Source organism: Oligella urethralis DSM 7531 (assembly GCF_000372065.1).
In the GTDB taxonomy this organism is placed as follows: Bacteria; Pseudomonadota; Gammaproteobacteria; order Burkholderiales; family Burkholderiaceae_B; genus Oligella; species Oligella urethralis.
In genome coordinates this window covers 118370-138549 of sequence record NZ_AQVB01000001.1, presented here as the reverse complement: position 1 = coordinate 138549, position 20180 = coordinate 118370, and the positions used below count along the sequence as shown (strand labels likewise).

15 protein-coding genes are annotated in these 20180 nt (G+C 49.1%); 10 read left to right on the top strand and 5 right to left on the bottom strand.

Annotated elements, in window-relative coordinates; all coding sequences use genetic code 11:
- Nucleotides 1-24 precede the first annotated feature (24 nt).
- Nucleotides 25-1158: a CaiB/BaiF CoA transferase family protein gene (locus A3GA_RS0100635; protein WP_018025445.1), complete on the top strand. Its 1134-nt coding sequence runs from the start codon at nucleotides 25-27 to the stop codon at nucleotides 1156-1158.
- A 95-nt stretch (nucleotides 1159-1253) separates the two neighbouring features.
- Here A3GA_RS0100635 and ccsB read toward each other — a convergent pair whose 3' ends face one another.
- The 3 genes from ccsB to A3GA_RS0100620 form a co-directional block, all read right to left on the bottom strand.
- The gene (ccsB, locus tag A3GA_RS0100630) at nucleotides 1254-2600 is read right to left on the bottom strand and encodes a c-type cytochrome biogenesis protein CcsB (protein ID WP_018025444.1); all 1347 of its coding nucleotides are present in this window, start codon (nucleotides 2598-2600) and stop codon (nucleotides 1254-1256) included.
- Between the two features lie 11 nt (nucleotides 2601-2611).
- Complete coding sequence (locus A3GA_RS0100625; protein WP_018025443.1) at nucleotides 2612-4717, bottom strand: cytochrome c biogenesis protein ResB; 2106 nt, start codon at nucleotides 4715-4717, stop codon at nucleotides 2612-2614.
- Nucleotides 4718-4921: 204 nt separating this feature from the next.
- Nucleotides 4922-5629, bottom strand: coding sequence for a c-type cytochrome (locus tag A3GA_RS0100620; protein WP_018025442.1), 708 nt, complete (start codon nucleotides 5627-5629; stop codon nucleotides 4922-4924).
- 252 nt (nucleotides 5630-5881) lie between these two features.
- On the opposite strand from A3GA_RS0100620, the gene yihA reads away from it, so the two are divergent.
- The 9 genes from yihA to A3GA_RS0100575 all read left to right on the top strand — a co-directional run bounded on the left by yihA (nucleotide 5882) and on the right by A3GA_RS0100575 (nucleotide 18020).
- Nucleotides 5882-6508: a ribosome biogenesis GTP-binding protein YihA/YsxC gene (gene yihA / locus A3GA_RS0100615; protein WP_018025441.1), complete on the top strand. Its 627-nt coding sequence runs from the start codon at nucleotides 5882-5884 to the stop codon at nucleotides 6506-6508.
- A gap of 140 nt (nucleotides 6509-6648) precedes the next feature.
- Nucleotides 6649-7665 (top strand): porphobilinogen synthase, encoded by a 1017-nt coding sequence (gene hemB, locus A3GA_RS0100610; protein ID WP_018025440.1) that lies wholly within the window; start codon nucleotides 6649-6651, stop codon nucleotides 7663-7665.
- 86 nt (nucleotides 7666-7751) lie between these two features.
- Nucleotides 7752-8093 carry a divalent-cation tolerance protein CutA gene (cutA, locus tag A3GA_RS0100605; protein WP_018025439.1) on the top strand — a complete coding sequence of 114 codons (342 nt, stop codon included), beginning with the start codon at nucleotides 7752-7754 and terminating at the stop codon, nucleotides 8091-8093.
- The gene (dsbD, locus tag A3GA_RS0100600) at nucleotides 8090-10219 is read left to right on the top strand and encodes a protein-disulfide reductase DsbD (RefSeq protein ID WP_018025438.1); all 2130 of its coding nucleotides are present in this window, start codon (nucleotides 8090-8092) and stop codon (nucleotides 10217-10219) included. The genes cutA and dsbD overlap by 4 nt, the downstream gene beginning before the upstream one ends.
- Nucleotides 10220-10318: 99 nt before the next feature.
- Nucleotides 10319-13972, top strand: coding sequence for a hydantoinase B/oxoprolinase family protein (locus tag A3GA_RS0100595; RefSeq protein WP_018025437.1), 3654 nt, complete (start codon nucleotides 10319-10321; stop codon nucleotides 13970-13972).
- A gap of 87 nt (nucleotides 13973-14059) precedes the next feature.
- Complete coding sequence (locus A3GA_RS0100590; RefSeq protein WP_018025436.1) at nucleotides 14060-15034, top strand: TRAP transporter substrate-binding protein; 975 nt, start codon at nucleotides 14060-14062, stop codon at nucleotides 15032-15034.
- 14 nt (nucleotides 15035-15048) lie between these two features.
- Nucleotides 15049-15609, top strand: a complete 561-nt coding sequence (locus A3GA_RS0100585) for a TRAP transporter small permease (protein WP_018025435.1) — start codon at nucleotides 15049-15051, stop codon at nucleotides 15607-15609.
- Nucleotides 15606-16907, top strand: coding sequence for a TRAP transporter large permease (locus tag A3GA_RS0100580; protein ID WP_018025434.1), 1302 nt, complete (start codon nucleotides 15606-15608; stop codon nucleotides 16905-16907). Before A3GA_RS0100585 ends, A3GA_RS0100580 begins: the two co-directional genes overlap by 4 nt.
- Nucleotides 16908-17099: 192 nt before the next feature.
- Nucleotides 17100-18020: a DNA adenine methylase gene (locus tag A3GA_RS0100575; protein ID WP_018025433.1), complete on the top strand. Its 921-nt coding sequence runs from the start codon at nucleotides 17100-17102 to the stop codon at nucleotides 18018-18020.
- Between the two features lie 80 nt (nucleotides 18021-18100).
- On the opposite strand, the gene A3GA_RS0100570 is transcribed toward A3GA_RS0100575, so the two are convergent.
- Nucleotides 18101-19633 (bottom strand): tripartite tricarboxylate transporter permease, encoded by a 1533-nt coding sequence (locus A3GA_RS0100570; protein WP_018025432.1) that lies wholly within the window; start codon nucleotides 19631-19633, stop codon nucleotides 18101-18103.
- A gap of 11 nt (nucleotides 19634-19644) precedes the next feature.
- Entirely contained in the window at nucleotides 19645-20121 is a 477-nt protein-coding gene (locus A3GA_RS0100565) for a tripartite tricarboxylate transporter TctB family protein (RefSeq protein ID WP_018025431.1), read from the bottom strand.
- Between the last annotated feature and the right edge of the window lie 59 nt (nucleotides 20122-20180).

Sequence of the window (20180 nt, the reverse complement as noted above, 5' to 3'; positions counted from 1 at the left end):
GCAACAGCTTAGGAGAGACACACTATGACTAGACCCCTTAGCGGTATTCGTGTGATTGAAATGGCCGGTATTGGACCGGCGCCCTTTTGTGCCATGATGTTAGCCGACATGGGCGCAGAAGTCATCCGTATCGATCGCCATGGTGATACCTTCCTAGGCGGTGGTGGCACCGTGATTGAACGCGGTCGCCGCAATCTGATCTTAGACTTAAAACAGGATGAAGCCAAAGCCATTGTTAAACGACTGCTCGCTCAGGCTGATGTATTGATAGAGCCCTACCGCCCTGGGGTGATGGAAAGACTAGGCTTAGGGCCCGAGGATTGTTGGGCAATTAATCCAAAATTAGTCTATGGTCGCATGACCGGTTGGGGACAAGATGGCCCCTTAGCCAAAACAGCAGGGCATGATATTAACTATATCGCTGTCTCTGGTGCTTTACACGCCATGGGTCAGGGCGATGAACCACCAAGCCCACCACTGCATCTGGTGGGGGATATGGGTGGCGGTGCGATGATGCTTGCCTATGGCATTGTGTGCGCACTCTTTGAAAGTCAGCGCTCTCAAAAGGGGCAAGTGGTGGATGCTGCCATCACCTCGGGCGCTTCGCTGATCAGTACCATGTACTATGCCTTGATGAAGCAAGGGCTATGGAATGTGGAGCGTGACGCAAACCTGCTCGACGGCGGCGCCCCCTTTTATCGTTGCTATCGCTGCGCCGATGGTAAATTTATTGCCATTGGTGCGATTGAACCCCAGTTCTATCAGCTCTTAGTCGAGCTTTGTGGGGTACAGGATCTGGCCATTTTCCAAGAGCAAATGAATAAGGCCTTATGGCCACAACAAAAACAGGCGTGGGCTGAGCTCTTTGCTACTAAAACCCAAGCCCAATGGTGTGAGATCTTAGAAGGCACTGATGCCTGCTTTTCACCCGTGTTAGATTTTAATGAAGCGGTGCATTACGCACATCACCAAGCAAGAGATAGCTTTCAGCAGATAGACGGTATCGCTTGCCCGGCGCCCGGACCTATACTAAGTCGCACCCCCGCCACGGCAGGTGAAGTGCATCCAGCCGGTGCGCATACCGCAGCCATCCTACAATCACTTGGCTATTCGGCAGAGGAAATTCAAGTCTTTAGAGAGCGTAAGGTGTGTAATTAACTAAGCAAGTTACTGCGGCTACTCGCACAGAAGAAAGACGCTGCACCACAAAATAGCGCTGATGAAAAATCAATCATCAGCGCTATTTTTATACCCTATAGCTCACCATAAGAGTGTAAGCCGGAGAGGAAGATATTTACCCCTAAGAAGGCAAAGCTTGTTACCACCAGCCCGACTAAGGCCCAATACGCCATCACTTGACCACGCATACCGCGCATCAAGCGCAAATGCAACCAAGCCGCATAGTTTAACCAGACGATAAAGGCCCACGTCTCCTTAGGATCCCACTGCCAGTAAGTACCCCAGGCATCTGCCGCCCAGAACGCGCCAAGCACGGTAGCAACGGTAAAAAATGCAAAACCGATGGAGATAGCGCGGTACATAATGTCGTCCAACACCTCAAAGCTCGGTAAATGCGCCGCAATACGCTTACGTGCTAACAAGATGCCGGCGACAATCAGCACACTCACGCCGAAGTAAATAACCCAAACGCCGTAGTCACCACGTGAACTAAAGATCAAAGGCTCTGCTACCAAAGCACCGCCCACCAATAACAGCGGAATCATCGGTCGCCAAGAGGTGGTCTCACCATGCAATTTCACCAGATAAGCAAAGCCCACCATAGCTGCCAAGGCAAAGGTACCGTAACCCACGAAGTTTGCCGGCACATGCAACTTCATCCACCAACTGTTTAAGGCATTATTAAGTGGTTGAATCGTGGCCGCATCACGTAAAAAGGTGTACCACAGTAAAAAAGTCACCGCCGACGCCACCACCAACATCACAAAACCACCTAAGGCACGGGTATGATAGCGACGCTCATAATACAAATAAAAAAGCACAGTAATTAAACAGAAGAGAACAAACACCTCGTATAAATTACTGACTGGGATATGACCCATATCGAAAGCAATCAGATGACTCTCACGCCAACGCACTAATAAACCGATAGAGCCCATCACCGTTCCGGCCCAAGCAAAAGCCGACCCCATCCAGCTCAAGCGCTCACTGATTAAACCTAACCAATAGGCCACGGTGGACATAAAGAATAAGGCACACATCCACAGCACAGCGGATTGTGATGAAAGAAAATACTTTAAGAAAAAGTTGCTTTCCGCCTTGGACAGATCGCCACCGTAGAGCAAGATTGCAAAGACGGATAGCGCAAAGGTCAGGATCAAATAACTGCGCAGTGGACGCCACAACCAGCCCACCCATACAATGGCAAAGGTAGAGCTAACAAGGATAACTTTTTCATAGATATCCATGGAGTCCGACCACTCGAGCAGAAAGTAAACCGCCGCCGCCATCAAGACGAGGAAAAACACAATATCGGTCCAATTAAAGCGACCGCGATGACGCTCAGTCGTAACCTCAGCGGACGCTTTTTCCCATTTGGCCGCCACCGAGGCAGCTTTTGATTGTGCAATTGTTTGACTCATTGTAATTACCCCTAACTCCTTGCGACATCCGAGAAATCATGCTTAAACTTAGCAAACTCCTTGCGGAAGTCTAATGTCCGCTTATGCGAAGTCATTGCCGCTTTAATCTCGCTACCACCGTCCGCACAGCGGTTAACCCAGAACCAAATGCGACGGTCACGCACATACAGCATCATAAAGACACCGATCATTAAGAACATGGTACCTAAATAAACAATCCATTTACCCGGAGAACGCGTGGCTTGCAATACGCTCGCCTGCACGTGCTCGAAGGTCTTGAGTTGTAAGGTCATCGGCACCGGATAATGGGTTAAATCAGATAAGGCGCGAATGGCCAAATTAAGCCATTGCGCATTTTGTTCAACCAGCTCGAAACTCTCAAAATTCAATGCTGGATAGCCTAGATCCTGACGCACATACTCGCGCACCTTCATTGTACTAAAAACGATATAGTCACGCATTAAGCGCTGCATTGGCTCTCGTAGCTCAGCAGGCAGACGCTCGGCCTCCGGCACACCCTCACCGCTGATGTAGCGATCTAAACCGGGAAAACCGCCCTCAGCAAAAACATTTAAGGCCGTATCCGCCATGCTAATAATAGCGGCTGCCGGCACCTCGGGACTTTCCATCATTTGTGAGTAATCCCTAGCAATACGCGTGCGCGTAGACTGCTGACTCAAGGCTGTGCGCATGGCCAAAAACTCATCTAAGGCACCCTTATCATCTGCCGGTACATAAATGTAGCGGAAGCCTTGGCCAGACTCATCCGCAATACCGAATAAATACACCAAGCCCTCGTCCAAAGGCACTGGCAACATATAGTTTTTAAACTCAATGGATTGATTTGCCGCATTGGTCAAGGTGTAAGTGAAACTGGGGCCAACATTATGCACCTTTTCATTATTTTTGCGGGCGGCACTACCAGTCACTGCAACCACCTGCTCCTGTAAGCTGCGCTTAGTTTCACCGGGCTTGGAAAGATCCTCAACATTAATCGGTGTAAAGCCGGTAAAGCGGACTAGATACGGCTCGCCCCCATCAACCAAGCTAAGCTGCATGGGGATCGCTGAGCCCACCTCACCCTGCACATCAAATGCCGCTTTGGCGCCTGACTGTAGCGGTAGCGCTGTCAGATAAAGCTTGGAACCGCCATCATCAAAGCTGGACTGGTATAAGGTTACGCCATTAATGGTATAGGGGTGATTGACCTCAATAATATGATTGTCGGTTTTGCCCGTTCGATAGTCCGTAATATCCACATCACTGGCAAAGCGCTTGGGCATACCATTAGACTGGTAATATTCGATAATAAATTTATTTAACTTGACCTGAAAGGGCAATTCCTGCATAAAAAAGCCACCGCCAATGCTTAATAAGGCATAGTCAGACGCCTGCCCTTCAGAGATCATCATATTGCCGCGAAAGCTCGGGTTATTCGTGGCATAGCGTGAATCCTCCTGCACCTGCGCCACAAAACGCACCTCTTCGGGAATCGCCCGCTTAAAACCAGTCCAAATTTGTAAGCGATTAGGTAATTCACTATCCAACAAACCGCCAACACAAATCACCACAATCGCCATATGGGCAAAAATAAAGCCTAAACGATTACTACTACCCTTTTTAGCCGCTAATAAAACCGTATCACCATCGGCCTTTTCCTTAAACTGATAGCCATGATGCCTTAGCCAAGAGCGACCTAAGGTGACGCTCTCCTCTTGTGACAAATCAGACGCAAGCTCAAGCTTATGCGGAAAAGCGCGTAAGCTTGTTTGACGTACGTACTCACGGAAAGTACGCATATCTTTGATCATTTTAGGGACGTTACGAATCAGACACACGGTCGTGGAAACGACCAAAAAAGCCATGATCAGCAAGAACCACCAGGTATTATAAATTTCTGCTACGTCAAACTTACTGAAAACGGAGTACCAATAAGTACCGAACATATCGATATACTCGATTTCAGTCATATTTTGCTGAAGCACGGTACCGATAATCGTCGCAATTGCGATAAAGGTTAAAAGACTGACTGCAAAGCGCATTGAGCCCAGCAGCTCATAAATATCTCTGCCTACACTTCGTGAGCGCTTTGCGCCCTGAATCTTATCGTTTTGCATAACAGGGTAACAGCAGGCTCCCGACGGAGCTCAACAAACAATGTAAAGATAAGTGGGTGGTGAATTTTTGCGCATCTCGTAAATACTACAAAACGCAAAAAAATTTTACAGGGTATTTGAGTGCAATAAGGCTCTAGAGTTCCCTAGAGCCTTAAAATAATTCCTCTTCCCTAAACGTGGGGTACAGGTATAGAATCGAATCGATTAACGAATACCGGCAGCATAATCCGCCACTGCCTTAATATCCTGGCGACTCATGCGATTAGCAATCTCAGCCATGTGGTTTTCCGTACCGGCATTATCACGTTCACCGTCAGCAAAGGCAATCAGCTGCTCGTACAGATACGATGGTACCTGACCACTCAGACGAGGATACTGTCCCGGAATACCGTGACCATCCGCACCGTGACAAGAAGCACAGGCAGGGACATTACGCTCGGGGATACCGCCACGCCAGATCTGACGACCACGTTGCACCATCACCTGATCCGCCGCTAACTCAGCCACCGAAGGCTTGGTCAACTCAAGACTACTCACGAATAATGCTAAATCAGCCATCTCCTGCTCCGTCATCTGCACCACGTTAGGCGCCATCAACATGGCGTTTTGGTTGCGACGATGACTTTGTGTCGCGCCCTCAGGCACCTTGAAGTTTTTGAGCTGATTCAAAATATACTCATAGGATTGACCAGCAATATGCGGGTAAAGAGATACCATGCTCATGCCATCAGCACCATGACAGGCAATACAGGTGGCAATACCACGTGCCGGGTCACCATTCATATAGAGTTGCTGACCGCGTTCAAAATCCGGCTTAACTGGACCAACTGCAGTTTGAGCAAGGGCAGCACCACTAGCCATACTTAAAGCTAAACCACCAGCCATGACAATTTTAGAAATAACGTGCTTCATGAATATCCTCTGAAACCATACCAATAAAAGGCAGGTGCCAATTTAACACTAATAGCGAGCTCGACCAGTTGATGATAAACTACCTAAAAACAAGCCGCTCAAATACAAATAAACGCTCTATATTTTAAAGCAATATGCGATAAATAGTTGCAATTCATATGCTTTGTAATAAATTTTAGCCGCTTTGTCGATTCATTTTAAGCAAAAACGATACAATATAGAGATTATTCACTATCAATTTGTCTCAGCGCAATGTCTCTTTTACACAGAGCCACCTTTTATCAGTCGGCTAGCAAGGTTTCACAGCTACCTGCGCCCCGAGGTCCCGAGGTATGTTTTGTAGGACGCTCTAATGCAGGCAAATCCTCAGCCATCAACGTCCTTACCAACCAAAAGCGTCTAGCCTATTCGAGTAAGACGCCCGGTCGTACCCGCCTGATTAATATGTTCGGCATCCCCGATCCCTTGGATCCGGAGCACCCTTTAGGCTATCTGGTTGACCTACCCGGCTACGGCTATGCCTCGGTTGCGCTTGCAGCACAGCAAGAGTGGGGGCGTGAGCTAGGCAACTACCTGGTGCAGCGCCCTTCTCTTGCGGGCGTGGTCTTGCTCATTGATATTCGTCGTGGCATCACCAAGCAGGATTATGGTTTAGTTGAGTGGATTGCCCAAGCCAAGCGCCCAGTACTGATACTTCTGACCAAAGCGGATAAGCTCCCCTACGGTCAACGACAAAAAGCGATTGCCACCATTCGCAAGGAGGTAGCAACACAGCTAGGCGATGTTGAGACCATTGCATTTTCGGCGACCAATCGTATTGGTCTCGAAGAGGCAACGGAGAAAATCCTTAACTGGATCTCACCCCAAGTAGTGCCTTAATCAGCTAATCTACCAGCAAAAGCTGCCGCCTACTGTCCTACAGCCTTTGACTGGGCAGCTAGCCCAAGCGCAGCGTTAAAGCCACTACGGCAGCCATTGATAGCAGTTATTTTAAATGTGAAGTTTTTGGAGTTGTTATTATGTCATCTAGTTTTATTCTCGCTGACTTCCCCGCAGCCCGCCCTCGTCGTAATCGCAAGCATGAGTTTTCACGCCGTTTGATGCGTGAAAGCGTATTAACGACAAATGATTTTATTTATCCTGTATTTGTGCGTGAAGGGCAAGGCGTTGAGGAAGAGATTGGTAGCCTCCCTGGTCAAAAGCGCTACTCACCGGATACGATTCTCAAGGTCGCAGAGGAATGCGTCAAACTAGGCATTCCGGTTATTTCCTTATTCCCCAACATCGATCCCAGCCTCAAAACACCTGACGGTATTGCAGCGGCCGATGAAAATGGCTTAATCCCACGAGTGACACGCGCCATTAAAAAGGAATTTCCGGACTTGGGCGTACTGTGTGATGTGGCTTTGGACCCCTTTACCAGTCACGGCCAAGATGGGGTCATTGATGAAAATGGCTATGTGCTAAATGACCCCACGCTGGAGGTGTTAGTTAAGCAAGCCGTGGCCCAAGCCGCCGCTGGCGCAGACTGGATCGCGCCAAGCGATATGATGGACGGCCGTATCGGTGTTATTCGTAAGGCCTTGGACGAAGTGGGTTTGATTTACACTCAATTAATGGCCTACTCCGCCAAATATGCCAGTGCTTTTTACGGGCCTTTCCGTGATGCAGTCGGCTCCGCCTCCAATCTAGGGAAATCCGACAAAATGACCTATCAATTAGACCCGGCTAATCGACTAGAGGCACTGCGTGAGGTGGCGTATGACATCAAAGAAGGGGCAGACTCCGTGATGGTCAAACCGGGCATGCCGTACTTAGATATTTTGCGCGAGGTCAAGGATGAGTTTCGTATGCCAACCTATGTGTATCAGGTGAGTGGTGAGTACGCCATGCTCAAAGCAGCAGCGATTAACGGCTGGTTAGATCATGATAAAGTCATGATGGAATCGCTCCTTGCCTTTAAACGTGCGGGTGCCGATGGCATTCTGACTTACTTTGCGCTCGAAGCGGCGCGCTGGCTGAAAGCGCACAACTAAGACGCACCATGATTCAGGGCTTAGGCTAATGCGGCTAAGCCCTGTTATTTTTTAGGCTGATATGCGGTCAGCAAGGAGCAAATATTATGGGCATCAATAGCAAGCACACTGAGTCTGAGGCCGTCCTTATTTTAAGTACTAGCCCGAGCTTAGCACTCGCCAAATCCATTGCCGAGGCCTTGGTGCAAGAATCGCTAGCAGCCTGTGTGAACTTAAGTCCAGCTTCTTTGTCCATTTACTCATGGGAAGATAAGCTTCACTGCGATGAGGAGTTTAGCTTAACCATCAAAACCAGCGCCGGTCGCCAAGCCCAATGCATTGCTCGGATCCAAGAACTGCATAGTTATGATGTACCGGAGATTATCGTGTTACCAATCATCGGTGGTTCAGCAGACTATCTACAGTGGATCGCCCGTCAAACCTTATGAACACAGTTAAGTCATACTTCGCCGCTTTATTCTTTGCCATTGTCAGCTTATTTTTAAGTCTGGTGCCTGCACAGGCGCAAGAGGATTTTTTACCGCCTGATAAAGCCTTTGTCATCAGTAGTTCCACGCCCACACCCGATCATCTACACATTCGCTTTAACATCGCCCCCAATTACTATATGTACATGAACCACGTTAAGTTTAAGGTGGTGGGTGATGATGAGGCAGAGCGTTTTAAAGAGGCGCTTCTAGGTGAGCCGATCTTTGGCGAAGCCATGATTAAATTTGATGAGACCTTCGGCCAGGAAATGCCGGTTTTTTATGATCCGATGGTGATTGATGTACCGCTTAAGCCCCTCAATCAAGCGGTACGTTTAATCGTGACTGCTCAGGGTTGCGCTGATGCCGGTCTGTGCTACCCGCCCGAGGATTATCCCATTGATTTAGAACCGGTGCCGGGTGGCTATCAAATCAGTCAGCAAGCAGGTTTATTTAAGCGCATGTTGGGCAGTGATACACGTGGCGCAGCACCCGCCTTAGACTTCAATGCCTTAGCGGCTACCAGCGCCAGTACTGCTAGCAGCCCCACTGAGGCGGCGGCAGCAGCTGATGCGGATGAGCGCAGCGCTCAAACTAGCGTCACCGCAATCACCGTCCCTGAGCAGCAAACGCAGGCTCGTACTGATGACTCCGCTTTCGCCAAGCTAAGTGATGCCGGCGACACACAAATTGCCGATTGGCTGAATGAGTCTAGCTTTTTTAAAATCATCCTAATTAGCTTTAGCCTGGGTCTACTGCTATCACTCACCCCTTGCGTGCTGCCGATGCTACCGATTTTATTGGCACTCGTGGTGGGGCAGCAGAATCAAACGGCAGTTGCTAGTCCGAACGCTGCGAGCACTGACAAGGACCACCCCACTCAGGGTACAAAGACGGCCAACACTCGTCGCCGTAGCCTTGCGCTCACCTTAGCCTATGTTTTGGGCACCTCCATTGTTTATACACTGTTAGGCATTGCGGCCGCCTCCATTGGTGCCGCCCTTGCGGTATGGATTCAAAACCCTTGGACCCTGAGTATTTTTGCGATTATTCTCGTCCTTTTAGCCTTTGCCATGTTTGGCAGCTTTTCCCTACAAACCCCACTAGGTGTGCAAGCCAAGCTTAACCGCCTGATGGACAAGCTGCCTGGTGGTCGCTATGGTAGCGCCTTGCTGATGGGCATGCTCTCGGCGCTAATCGCTGGTCCTTGTGTGGCAGCACCATTGGCCGGTGTGCTGTTATTTATTTCACAAAGTGGGGATATCCTCACGGGTGCGCTAGCGCTCTTTGTACTTGCTTGGGGTCAAGGCGTCTCACTCATCGCGATTGGCGCTACCTCTGGTGCCTTAATGCCTAAAGCCGGCGCATGGATGAAGGGCGTGACACAGTTCTGCGGTCTACTCCTACTGGCGGTCGCACTGTGGATGGTACAAGCCCTGCTACCTACGTGGTTGAGCGTGCTACTGTGGGCCTTACTCGCCTTCAGTTTAAGTGTGGTCTTAGGTGCTTTTAAGGCCATCGATGCGCAAAATAGCACGATCTTCGCTATTTTTAGCAAAGCCATTGCCTATTTGGTCCTCGTTTGGGGTATCTTGCTTTTAATCGGTCTCGCCAGCGGTCGCCCTGCTTTATTAACCCCACTGCAAGGCTTCACTAGCGCTTCAACCCTGGCGCTCACTGCGACGCCCGCAAGCACTTCGGTCGGCGCCAACAGCACCATTTCTCAAGTTGATTTTCAACGTATCGACTCGCTATCCGAACTGGAGCAAGTCATTGCACAAAGTGCCGGTCGACCTGTCATGCTCGATTTTTATGCTGACTGGTGTGTGGCCTGCCATCAAATGGAGGCGCTGACCTTTAGTGTGCCTGCCGTTGCCCAAAAAATGGCGCAAATGACCTTAGTGCAGGTCGATGTCACACCAAACACCGCAGCCCATCGTGAGCTTTTAAAGCGCTTCCGACTGTTCGGGCCACCCGGTATTATTTTCTTTGATGCCATGGGTAATGAACGAGAGGATATCCGCGTCGTGGGCTTTCAAAATGCCGAGCGCTTTAGTGAAAGCCTAGATCGCATCTTAGCCCAATGAACTCAAGCCAAACATAAATCGGGTAATACCCAATGTTAAGTACAACATCGATTCCCTAAAATCTAAGGCTTGATTGGATAGTTGATTCGCAGGATATTGATGAGCACACAGGATGTATCCCCTCAGGACAAGCGCTGGCAGTTCTGGATTGACCGCGGCGGCACCTTTACCGATATTGTGGCTAAAAAGCCGGACGGCAGCCTCTGCACCCACAAATTACTCTCGGAAAACCCGGAGCAATATGCCGATGCTGCCTTAGCCGGCATTCGTCGGCTGATGGGATTAGCGTCGCATGAGACCATTCCTGGGGCACAAATTGAAGCCATCAAAATGGGTACCACCGTAGCGACCAATGCCTTACTTGAGCGCAAGGGTGAGCCCACCGTATTATTGATTACCGAGGGCTTTGAAGATGCGCTTAGCATCGCCTATCAGGCACGGCCCCAACTGTTTAATCGTCATATTGTTAAGCCCGAATTGCTTTATACCCGGGTTGAGGGCGTAGCAGAGCGCATCCTAGCTGACGGCACGATTGCTAAGCCATTAGATAGGGCTCGCACCGAGGCGCAACTGCAGGCAGCCTATGATGCGGGTTTTCGTTCGGTGGCGATTGTGTTAATGCATGCCTATCGTTTTAGCCAGCATGAGGAGCTGATTGCAGCCCTTGCAAAAAGCATCGGCTTTACTCAAATCTCTGTTTCTCATCAGATCAGCGCCCTCATGAAACTCGTCGGTCGAGGTGATACCACCGTGGTGGATGCCTATTTATCACCTGTATTAAGAAACTATGTAGACCGCATTGATGCCGAGGTAGATGAGACCCGCCTGATGTTTATGCAGTCTAATGGCGGCTTAACAGCAGCGGATAATTTTCAGGGTAAGGATGCCATTCTCTCTGGCCCCGCTGGCGGTATTGTAGGGATGGCACGCATTGCTGCCGCTGCTGGCACAGCGCAGGTGATCGGCTTTGATATGGGTGGAACCTCAACCGATGTGTCGCACTATAACGGTGAATTTGAGCGTCTCTTTGATACAGCGGTAGCCGGTGTGCGGATTCGTGCGCCGATGATGAATATACATACAGTCGCTGCGGGTGGCGGCTCCATTGTGCATTTTGACGGTCAACGCATGCGTGTTGGTCCACATTCGGCTGGTGCCTATCCCGGACCGGTGGCTTATCGTAATGGTGGACCACTCACGGTCACCGATTGCAATGTGATGCTAGGCAAGCTACAGCCTGACTACTTCCCTGCGATTTTTGGCCCCACCGCCGACTTGCCATTAGACTATGAACTGGTTAAGGAAAAATTTAATCAGCTGGCTGAGACCATTTATGAGCAAACCGGCGTACGTAGCACAGCCGCAGAAACCGCTGAGGGCTTTCTGCAAATTGCCGTAGCCAATATGGCAAATGCGGTTAAAAAGATTTCCATTGAGCGCGGCTACGATGTCAGTAAATACACCTTGGTCAGCTTTGGCGGTGCGGGCGGTCAGCATGCCTGCCTGGTAGCGGATGCTTTAGGCATGCAAAAGGTGCTGATTCACCCCTTTGCTGGCGTTCTCTCCGCCTACGGCATGGGTCTAGCCGATATCACCGCCATGCGTGAAAGCGCTGTGGAACTACCTTTGGGACAAGCCTCCATGACAGCCGCTGAAGCCTCGCTTAATGGCTTAATTGAGGAATGTAGCAAGGAGCTCCTAACGCAAGGCATCAGCCAAGCACAAATGCAAATCATTCGACGGGCGCATATACGCTATCAGGGTACAGATTCAGCCATTATGGTGGACTTTGCAACGCCTGAGCGCATGCGCGAAGACTTTTATGCGGCCTATTTACAGCGCTACAGCTTTTTAATGCACGATCGCCCATTAATGATTGAGGCAGTATCGGTAGAGCTTATCGGCAAAAGCGGTGAGGAACTGGCCGCCTCCTATACCACGGAAGCTACGCACAGCACGCCTACCGCACTGGCGGATATTGAGCTTTTTAGCCACGGGCAAAGGCACCGGGCACCGATTTTCAACCGTGCCACCCTAATTCCTGGCATGCGTATCGAGGGCCCCGCCATTGTCTTTGACAGCAATGGCACCACCGTGATTGAGCCTGAGTGGCGCATGGATATTCTCAGTGCAGGTGAGCAGCTACTGAGTCGGGTGAAGCCCAAGCAAATGACCATGGCTATTGGCACCGACGTCGATCCGGTGATGCTCGAGATTTTTAATAATCTCTTTATGTCCATTGCCGAACAAATGGGAGCAACGCTTGCTAATACAGCCTTTTCCGTCAATATTAAAGAGCGACTAGACTTTTCTTGCGCACTGTTTGACCATGAGGGTAATTTAATTGCCAATGCACCCCATATGCCGGTGCATTTAGGCTCCATGGGCGAAAGTATTAAGACGGTAATTCGCAAAAACCAAGGGCGCATCAAGCCGGGGGATACTTTTGCCCTCAACGACCCCTACAATGGCGGCACGCATTTACCGGATATCACGGTGGTCACCCCGATTTTTGACGAGCAACAAGCGCAAATCCTATTTTTTGTTGCTTCACGCGGTCACCATGCCGATGTGGGTGGCATTACCCCGGGTTCCATGCCACCGGACAGTAAAAACATCATCGAAGAAGGTGTATTAATTGATAACTTTCTCTTAGTAGAAAATGGCAGTATGCGCGAAGAGGCGTTGCGCGAGCTCTTTTTAGGTGCGCCTTACCCGGCACGTAATTTTGATCAGAATGTCGCCGATTTGCGCGCCCAAGTCGCCGCCAATGAAAAAGGCGCTCAGGAATTACGCCACATGGTCAATCAGTTCGGTCTGGAGGTCGTGCAAGCCTATATGCAACACGTACAAAACAATGCCGAGGAATCGGTGCGTTGCGCTATTGAGGCCCTGCAAGACGGTGAATTCTGCTACGACATGGATAACGGCGCCAAGATTCAGGTGAGTGTCCGTGTAGACAAGGCCTCACGCAGTGCCACCGTTGACTTCAGCGGCACTTCCGCGCAGTTAGCCAGTAATTTTAACGCCCCCAAAGCCGTCTGTATGGCTGCGGTACTCTATGTTTTCCGCACCTTAGTCAATGATGAAATCCCCATGAACCAAGGCTGCTTAAAGCCGATTGAGGTGATTATCCCTGAGGGTTGCATGCTGAATCCACACTACCCAGCGGCAACGGTAGCGGGTAATGTGGAAACCTCGCAATGCATTACCGATGCGCTCTATGGCGCACTAGGCGTAAACGCAGCTGCCCAAGGTACGATGAATAATTTTACCTTCGGTGATGAGCAGTACCAATACTATGAGACCATTGCCGGTGGTAGCGGTGCGGGTAAAATCACGCACCCTGACGGTCGTGTGGAGCTGTTTGCGGGTACCGATGTGGTGCAAACCCATATGACCAATTCACGCCTAACCGACCCCGAGGTGCTAGAGTTCAGATATCCGGTGGTATTGGAGGAATTCTCCATCCGCCAAGGCAGTGGTGGCGTCGGCAAGGTCAATGGCGGTAACGGCGGCACTCGTCGCATCCGTTTCTTACAAGCCATGACCGCCTCCATCCTTTCCAACCGTCGTCGCATTGCCCCCTTCGGTCTAGCTGGTGGAGGGGCTGCCGAGGTAGGAGCTAACTACATAGAACGTGCTGATGGTCGTATTGAGATACTGGATTCTAGCGCCTCAGCAGCGATGCAGCGAGGAGATGTGTTTGTGATCAAAACCCCAGGTGGTGGGTCCTACGGTGAGGCAGACTAAGCACCGCAACGACATTCGGCGCGATTTTAGTCAGCAAGCATGAACCTAAGCCTTAACCACCTCAATAACAACCCAAGGAGACAAGCAATGAAATTAACGCGATTATCATTAGCCATTGCGGCCAGTAGTGCAATTTTTACAGTGAGCACCGCCTATGCAGAAAACTGGCGCATGGCCACCCCCTATCCTGAACAAAACTTCCACACCCAAAACATCAAGCAATTTGCTGCCGATATTAAAGAAGCGACTCAGGGCAAATTAAATATTACCGTGCACCCCGGTGGCTCCTTAATTAAGCCCATGGAAATTAAAAATGCGACTCGCTCACGTCAGATCGAAATGGGTGAATTTATTCTTTCTGGTATGGCCAATGAGCATCCGCTGTTTGCGCTCGACTCTGTACCTTTTCTAGCGACTTCACATGACGCTTCTTGGAAGCTTTACCAACTATCCAAACCGGCCTTAGAAGAGCTACTGGACAAGCAAAATCTGAAGCTCTTGTATTCAGTTGCCTGGCCACCTCAGGGCATGTATACCACCACCCCAGTGAGTAAGCTGGAGGATTTAAGCGGTATGCGTATGCGTGCCTATAGCCCACAGACCGAGCGCCTCGCTCAATTATCCGGGGCTGTACCGACTCAAATTGAAGCCACCGATGTGGCGCAAGCCTTTAGTACTGGTCGCGTCAATGCCATGATCACCTCTTCCTCTACCGGCGTTAACTCTGCTGCATGGGACTTTTTAAAGTACTACTATGATGTGCAAGCTTTTTTACCTAAAAATGCCGTGGTAGTGAACAAACGCAGTTGGTTGTCTTTGGATGAGGACACGCAAAAAGCGGTACTCGCAGCGGCTGCCAAGGCCGAGGAACGCGGTTGGGAGCTCTCCAAAGAGGATATGGTGAAACAAAACCAAACGCTCATTGATAATGGTATTGAGCTCAGTCCAGGCAGCGAGGAGCTACGCCAAGCCCTACTGAAAATCGGCACACAAATGGCTGCCGAGTGGAGTAAGGAAGCAGGCGCTGAAGGCGAAGCCATTTTGAAAGAGTTTAATCAATAATCCCAAGGTGTAGGATGCGCAAAAGTCTCGATTTACTTTATAAACTCAGTGGGGCCGGCGCTGCATTATCTTTAATAGTGATTGTGCTGATTCTATTTGGCCAAGTCACTTTCAATATCATTGATTATGTAGCCCATGCCTTGTTCAACCAACGCTTTGGGCTACTAATTCCCTCTTATGCACAGTTTTCCGGCTATGCCTTAGGTCTGGCAACCTTTTTATCCCTGGCAATTGCCCTCAGGCACCATGCCCATATTCGTGTGACCTTGTTAGAGCTGCGCTTTAGCAGCAGCGTACGGCGTTGGAGCCACACCCTCGTGGCCTTACTGGGTGTGCTAGTAGCCATTCTAATCAGTTATAGTCTGATTGAGCTCACTATTGATTCTTGGCGCTGGAACAACACAGCAACCGGTCTGGTGCGTACACCGTTATGGATGCCACAGGCAGGCTTAGCCCTAGGTTCAGTGATTTTCAGTATTGCGTGTATTGATACCTTTATTGAGATGTTACGCTATGGTCGTTCAGTGGCCTTAGTCACGCCGGACCCTACCGAAACAGGTGAGGTGCCTGAATGAGCGAGGTCATTTTTTCATTTATTTTAGTCTTTAGCTTAATCGGCGCGCTGGCGTTAGGGGTTTGGGTTTCAGTTGCGCTTTTTTTAACCGGCATCGTCGGTATCTTACTGTTTTCAAACGCCCCCTTAAGTAATGTCCTCGCCACCAATGTCTGGAGTTCTTCTTCCGAGTGGTCGCTGGCGGCTTTACCCCTATTTATCTGGATGGGCGAGATACTGTTTCGTTCACGTATTGCCGGGGATCTCTTTAATGGATTGGCGCCCTGGATGCGCAGATTGCCCGGTGGCTTAAGCCATGTGGGCATTGTTGCCTCCGGTATTTTTGCTGCCGTCAGTGGCTCCTCTGCTGCCACCTGCGCCACCGTTGCTAAAGTGACCCTACCCGAATTAAAACGTCGCGGTTACGATGAAAAACTCACCATTGGCACGATCGCTGGTTCGGGCACCTTGGGGCTCTTAATTCCACCCTCAATCATTATGATCGTTTACGGCGTGGCCGCCGATGTGTCCATCACCCGTTTATTTGTAGCGGGCATCATCCCCGGTCTATTGATGATCGCCCTGTTTATGAGTTTTGTCGCGATTTGGTCCATCCTAAATCCAAGCAAAGTCCCTCAAAAGGATCCGGCCATTTCTTTTATCCAAAAAATCAAAGCCAGTGGCAGTCTGATTCCTGTCACCTTACTGATTATCGGCATCATGGGCTCCATTTACCTGGGCATTGCCAGCCCTACCGACTCCGCGGCCGTTGGGGTTGTGCTGTCATTAATTTTGGTTTGGCTCTACGGTGATTTAAATTGGCAAAGCTTTAAAGCTGGGCTCTTTTCGGCCATGCTGACCTCCTCCATGATTGCCTTTATTCTTGCGGGTGCGGCTTTTCTAACCGTGGCCATGGGCTACTCAAATATCCCCATGTTGTTGGCGCAATGGATTACTGAGCTGGGACTCAATCACTACGCTCTAATCGCCGTACTGGCGCTATTCTTTGTGATCATGGGCTGTTTTCTCGACGGTATCTCTATTGTCGTATTAACCACCTCGATCCTGCTACCCAGCATTCAGGCCGCCGGTATTGACCCCCTTTGGTTTGGTTTATTTCTGGTGTTAGTCGTTGAAATGGCACAGATTACACCGCCAGTCGGCTTGAATCTTTTTGTGCTACAAGGCATGACCGGCAAACATATTTGGTATTTATCCCTTGCCACCTTACCTTTTTTTCTGATGCTATTGTTGGGTGTGATTCTAATCACCGTCTTTCCAGAGATTGTGATGTTCTTACCAAAAATGATGTACAGCTAAATTGAGTCACTAAGGCTGACATCGCACGACGATAAGACCTTTGCACAAAAAGACTTGAGTAGCCTGTTGGCGATTTAAGTTTTTGCTAAAGGTCTTAATCTATTCTTTGTCAGGCATGACCTGTCGTAAAAGCGAAGCCATCTAAGCATCTATTGCTACAATGCCCACATACCTTAAAACAAGCCATAGCAAATGAACTCAACACGCAACGAAGCAAAGCCGTTTTTAAAATGGGCGGGTGGTAAAACGCAATTAATCCCTGAGATTGCAAAGCTGATGCCACACTCACTCACAGAAAAGCCTTTTACCTTTATCGAGCCCTTTGTGGGTAGCGGGGCTGTGTTATTTTGGGTCATCAATCATTTTCCCAATCTCCAAAAAGCGGTCATCAATGACATTAATACAGACCTAATTAATGTCTATCAAGTGATTAAACAGTCGCCGCTGCCGTTGATTGAGCGCCTACAAAAGCACCAAGACACATTTATCCCACTAGCTGAAACAGCGTCTAAAAAGGCATATTATTATGCGCAACGCGAGCGTTTTAACTTACGCCAAGCCGATGCGATAGAACACGCTGCGCTATTTATTTTTCTAAATAAGACCTGCTTTAATGGACTTTATCGTGTGAATCGTAATAATGAATTTAATGTACCTATGGGCGACTATCGTAAACCTACTATCTGCGATAGCGCTAATCTCCTAGCGGTACACCAGGCGCTACAAAAGGTAGACATTCTTAATGGTAGTTATAGCGACACCCTGTCAGCTATTGATGAAGAACATAATTTATTCTATTTCGATCCACCCTATAAGCCCTTGAGCACCACCTCCAGTTTTAATGCCTATGCAAAAAATGAGTTTGATGATGATGCGCAAATTGCCTTAGCGAATTTTTGCCATCAATTAGATGCCTTAGGGCACGTATGGATTTTAAGCAATTCGGATCCTAAGAACTCAGATAGTAATAATCACTTTTTTGATGAACTGTATAGCAACTATCATATCCGACGAATTCAAGCCACTCGAGCGATTAATTCCAAGGCATCAAAACGGGGAAAACTGAATGAATTGCTGATTACTAATCAGAGGGTGGGGAAAGACAAAGTCTGAACTTCAGACTTTTTAGGGGCTAAGGAACACCCCCACTCGCGTGGGGAAGACCCACCCACTGCCTTACTCACAGCAAACAATTACTCCTCTGCCGCCCCAGAAGCTTTCATCCGCAGCCGCTGTAGGTGCTGCGCCCGTGTTTTTAAACGGCTAAATACCACCATCGCCACCAATAAAAAGCCAATGGCAATACACACACCGCTAATCGGTCGTTCAATAAAGGTCAGCATATCACCACGGGATAATAGCAGCGCACGTCTGAAGTTTTCCTCCATCATCGGCCCCAGGACAAAGCCTAACAGCAAAGGCGCTGGTTCAAACTTTAGCCTAAGTGCAATCGCCCCGAAAATCCCAATACATAGCACGATCGCCACATCAAAGAGATTGTTATTGGTGCTATACACACCCAAACAAATAAAGAGCAGAATGGCGGGGAAAAACAGACGATACGGCACCGATAAAATCTTCACCCACATGCTGATGAGCGGTACATTCAAAATCATCAGAAAGAAGTTACCAATCCAGAAACTAACCATTAAGCCCCAAAACACATCTGGATGCTCAACCATCATTTGTGGCCCGGGCAGTACATTATGAATCATCATGGCACCCAACATTAAGGCCATCACAGCATCACCCGGAATACCTAGGCTTAAGGTAGGAATAAAAGCGGTAATTGCTGCGGAACTATTAGCCGCTTCCGGACCGGCAATACCTTCAATCGCACCATGACCAAATTTCTTCGAGTTTTTATTGACCTTTTTCTCAATCGCATAGGAGATAAAAGAAGCTATCGTGCCACCAGCCCCTGGTAGCACCCCAAAGAAAGAACCAATACCGGCACCACGACCGATAGCTGAAGCAGAGCTTTTTAATTCATTTTTTTCAACTCGCATCGCACGCCAACCAATTTTGCTACTTGTGGTTTCTTGTCCTTGAGCGATCCGATTGGTATTACGCAACACATCAGAAATGCCAAATAAGCCCATCGCCACCGCCACCAAAGCCAGCCCGTCTTGTAGCTCCAGGAGATTAAAAGTAAAGCGCGCTATACCGGTATTTACATCGGTACCGACAATACCAAAAATCAAACCGATCACCACCATGGCAATGCCTTTAAGTGGTGAGCCGCTACTTAAGGTTGATGCCGCTAATAAGCCCAACAACATTAAAGAAAAATACTCTGCCGGGCCGAATTTAAAAGCAATCTTCACAAACAGTGGACCGGCCACATTAATTAAGATCACCCCGATGGTGGCACCAATAAAAGAAGCGATCATGGCCATCATCAAAGCCACGCCGGCTCTACCCTGACGCGCCAAAGGATGACCATCAATACTGACCACTGCATGCGTCGGCGTACCCGGTAAATTCAACAAAATCGTTGTCACCGCCCCACCGTAGCTGGAACCATAATAAAGACCAGCTAACATCATTAATGCGGCGGCCGGTTCTAAACTATAGGTCAGCGGCAACAGCATTGAAATAGCCGTTAAAGCACCGACCCCCGGTAGCACGCCTATGAGGTTACCAATAAAAACGCCGATTAAGGCAAAGAATAAATTATGCAGATGAAAAGCGGTTTGTACGCCTAATACAATGTTATCCCACATACGCTATCCCATTAACCCCATGTAAAGAGTGGAAATTGAATCTGTAAGCCATAGCGAAATAGGCCCACTGCCACCACTGTCAACACCACACCAATCATGAGATTAGTAAGCCAGGAATTTCTTCTATCCGCAAACGCGGCTAGCGTGCACATCACAAAGGTCGCTGGAATTAGCCCACCGTATTTGCCAAGGAGGATAAATGCGAGCACGGATGCGATGATGGTAAGCCACGTGATGACTTGCTCCTTAAGACTCAAACTATGCTCCTCGACCCCCTCATTGATACTCGTTTCAACAGGCTCGGGACTAAATAACAAAAGCAGCGCCAAAAAAGCTAAGACACAGCCAAGAATCAACGGGAAATACCCTGGTCCCATGCGTGCCAAGCTTCCCAACTGATAATTTAAACTTCCGACTATCGTAGGCACCGCCAATATCAGCATCAGCAACACTGACCACAGTTCCTTACGATTCACCTTAAAGCGCATACAGTACATCCCTAAAATAAATTCAACGATACGACAATGACTTTTTTAACGTCATGCGA

Coding starts and splice junctions, on each gene's coding strand:
- A3GA_RS0100635 (WP_018025445.1), top strand. CDS start 25: ATGACTAGACCCCTTAGCGGTATTCGTGTGATTGAAATGGCCGGTATT.
- ccsB (WP_018025444.1), bottom strand. CDS start 2,600: ATGAGTCAAACAATTGCACAATCAAAAGCTGCCTCGGTGGCGGCCAAA.
- A3GA_RS0100625 (WP_018025443.1), bottom strand. CDS start 4,717: ATGCAAAACGATAAGATTCAGGGCGCAAAGCGCTCACGAAGTGTAGGC.
- A3GA_RS0100620 (WP_018025442.1), bottom strand. CDS start 5,629: ATGAAGCACGTTATTTCTAAAATTGTCATGGCTGGTGGTTTAGCTTTA.
- yihA (WP_018025441.1), top strand. CDS start 5,882: ATGTCTCTTTTACACAGAGCCACCTTTTATCAGTCGGCTAGCAAGGTT.
- hemB (WP_018025440.1), top strand. CDS start 6,649: ATGTCATCTAGTTTTATTCTCGCTGACTTCCCCGCAGCCCGCCCTCGT.
- cutA (WP_018025439.1), top strand. CDS start 7,752: ATGGGCATCAATAGCAAGCACACTGAGTCTGAGGCCGTCCTTATTTTA.
- dsbD (WP_018025438.1), top strand. CDS start 8,090: ATGAACACAGTTAAGTCATACTTCGCCGCTTTATTCTTTGCCATTGTC.
- A3GA_RS0100595 (WP_018025437.1), top strand. CDS start 10,319: ATGAGCACACAGGATGTATCCCCTCAGGACAAGCGCTGGCAGTTCTGG.
- A3GA_RS0100590 (WP_018025436.1), top strand. CDS start 14,060: ATGAAATTAACGCGATTATCATTAGCCATTGCGGCCAGTAGTGCAATT.
- A3GA_RS0100585 (WP_018025435.1), top strand. CDS start 15,049: ATGCGCAAAAGTCTCGATTTACTTTATAAACTCAGTGGGGCCGGCGCT.
- A3GA_RS0100580 (WP_018025434.1), top strand. CDS start 15,606: ATGAGCGAGGTCATTTTTTCATTTATTTTAGTCTTTAGCTTAATCGGC.
- A3GA_RS0100575 (WP_018025433.1), top strand. CDS start 17,100: ATGAACTCAACACGCAACGAAGCAAAGCCGTTTTTAAAATGGGCGGGT.
- A3GA_RS0100570 (WP_018025432.1), bottom strand. CDS start 19,633: ATGTGGGATAACATTGTATTAGGCGTACAAACCGCTTTTCATCTGCAT.
- A3GA_RS0100565 (WP_018025431.1), bottom strand. CDS start 20,121: ATGCGCTTTAAGGTGAATCGTAAGGAACTGTGGTCAGTGTTGCTGATG.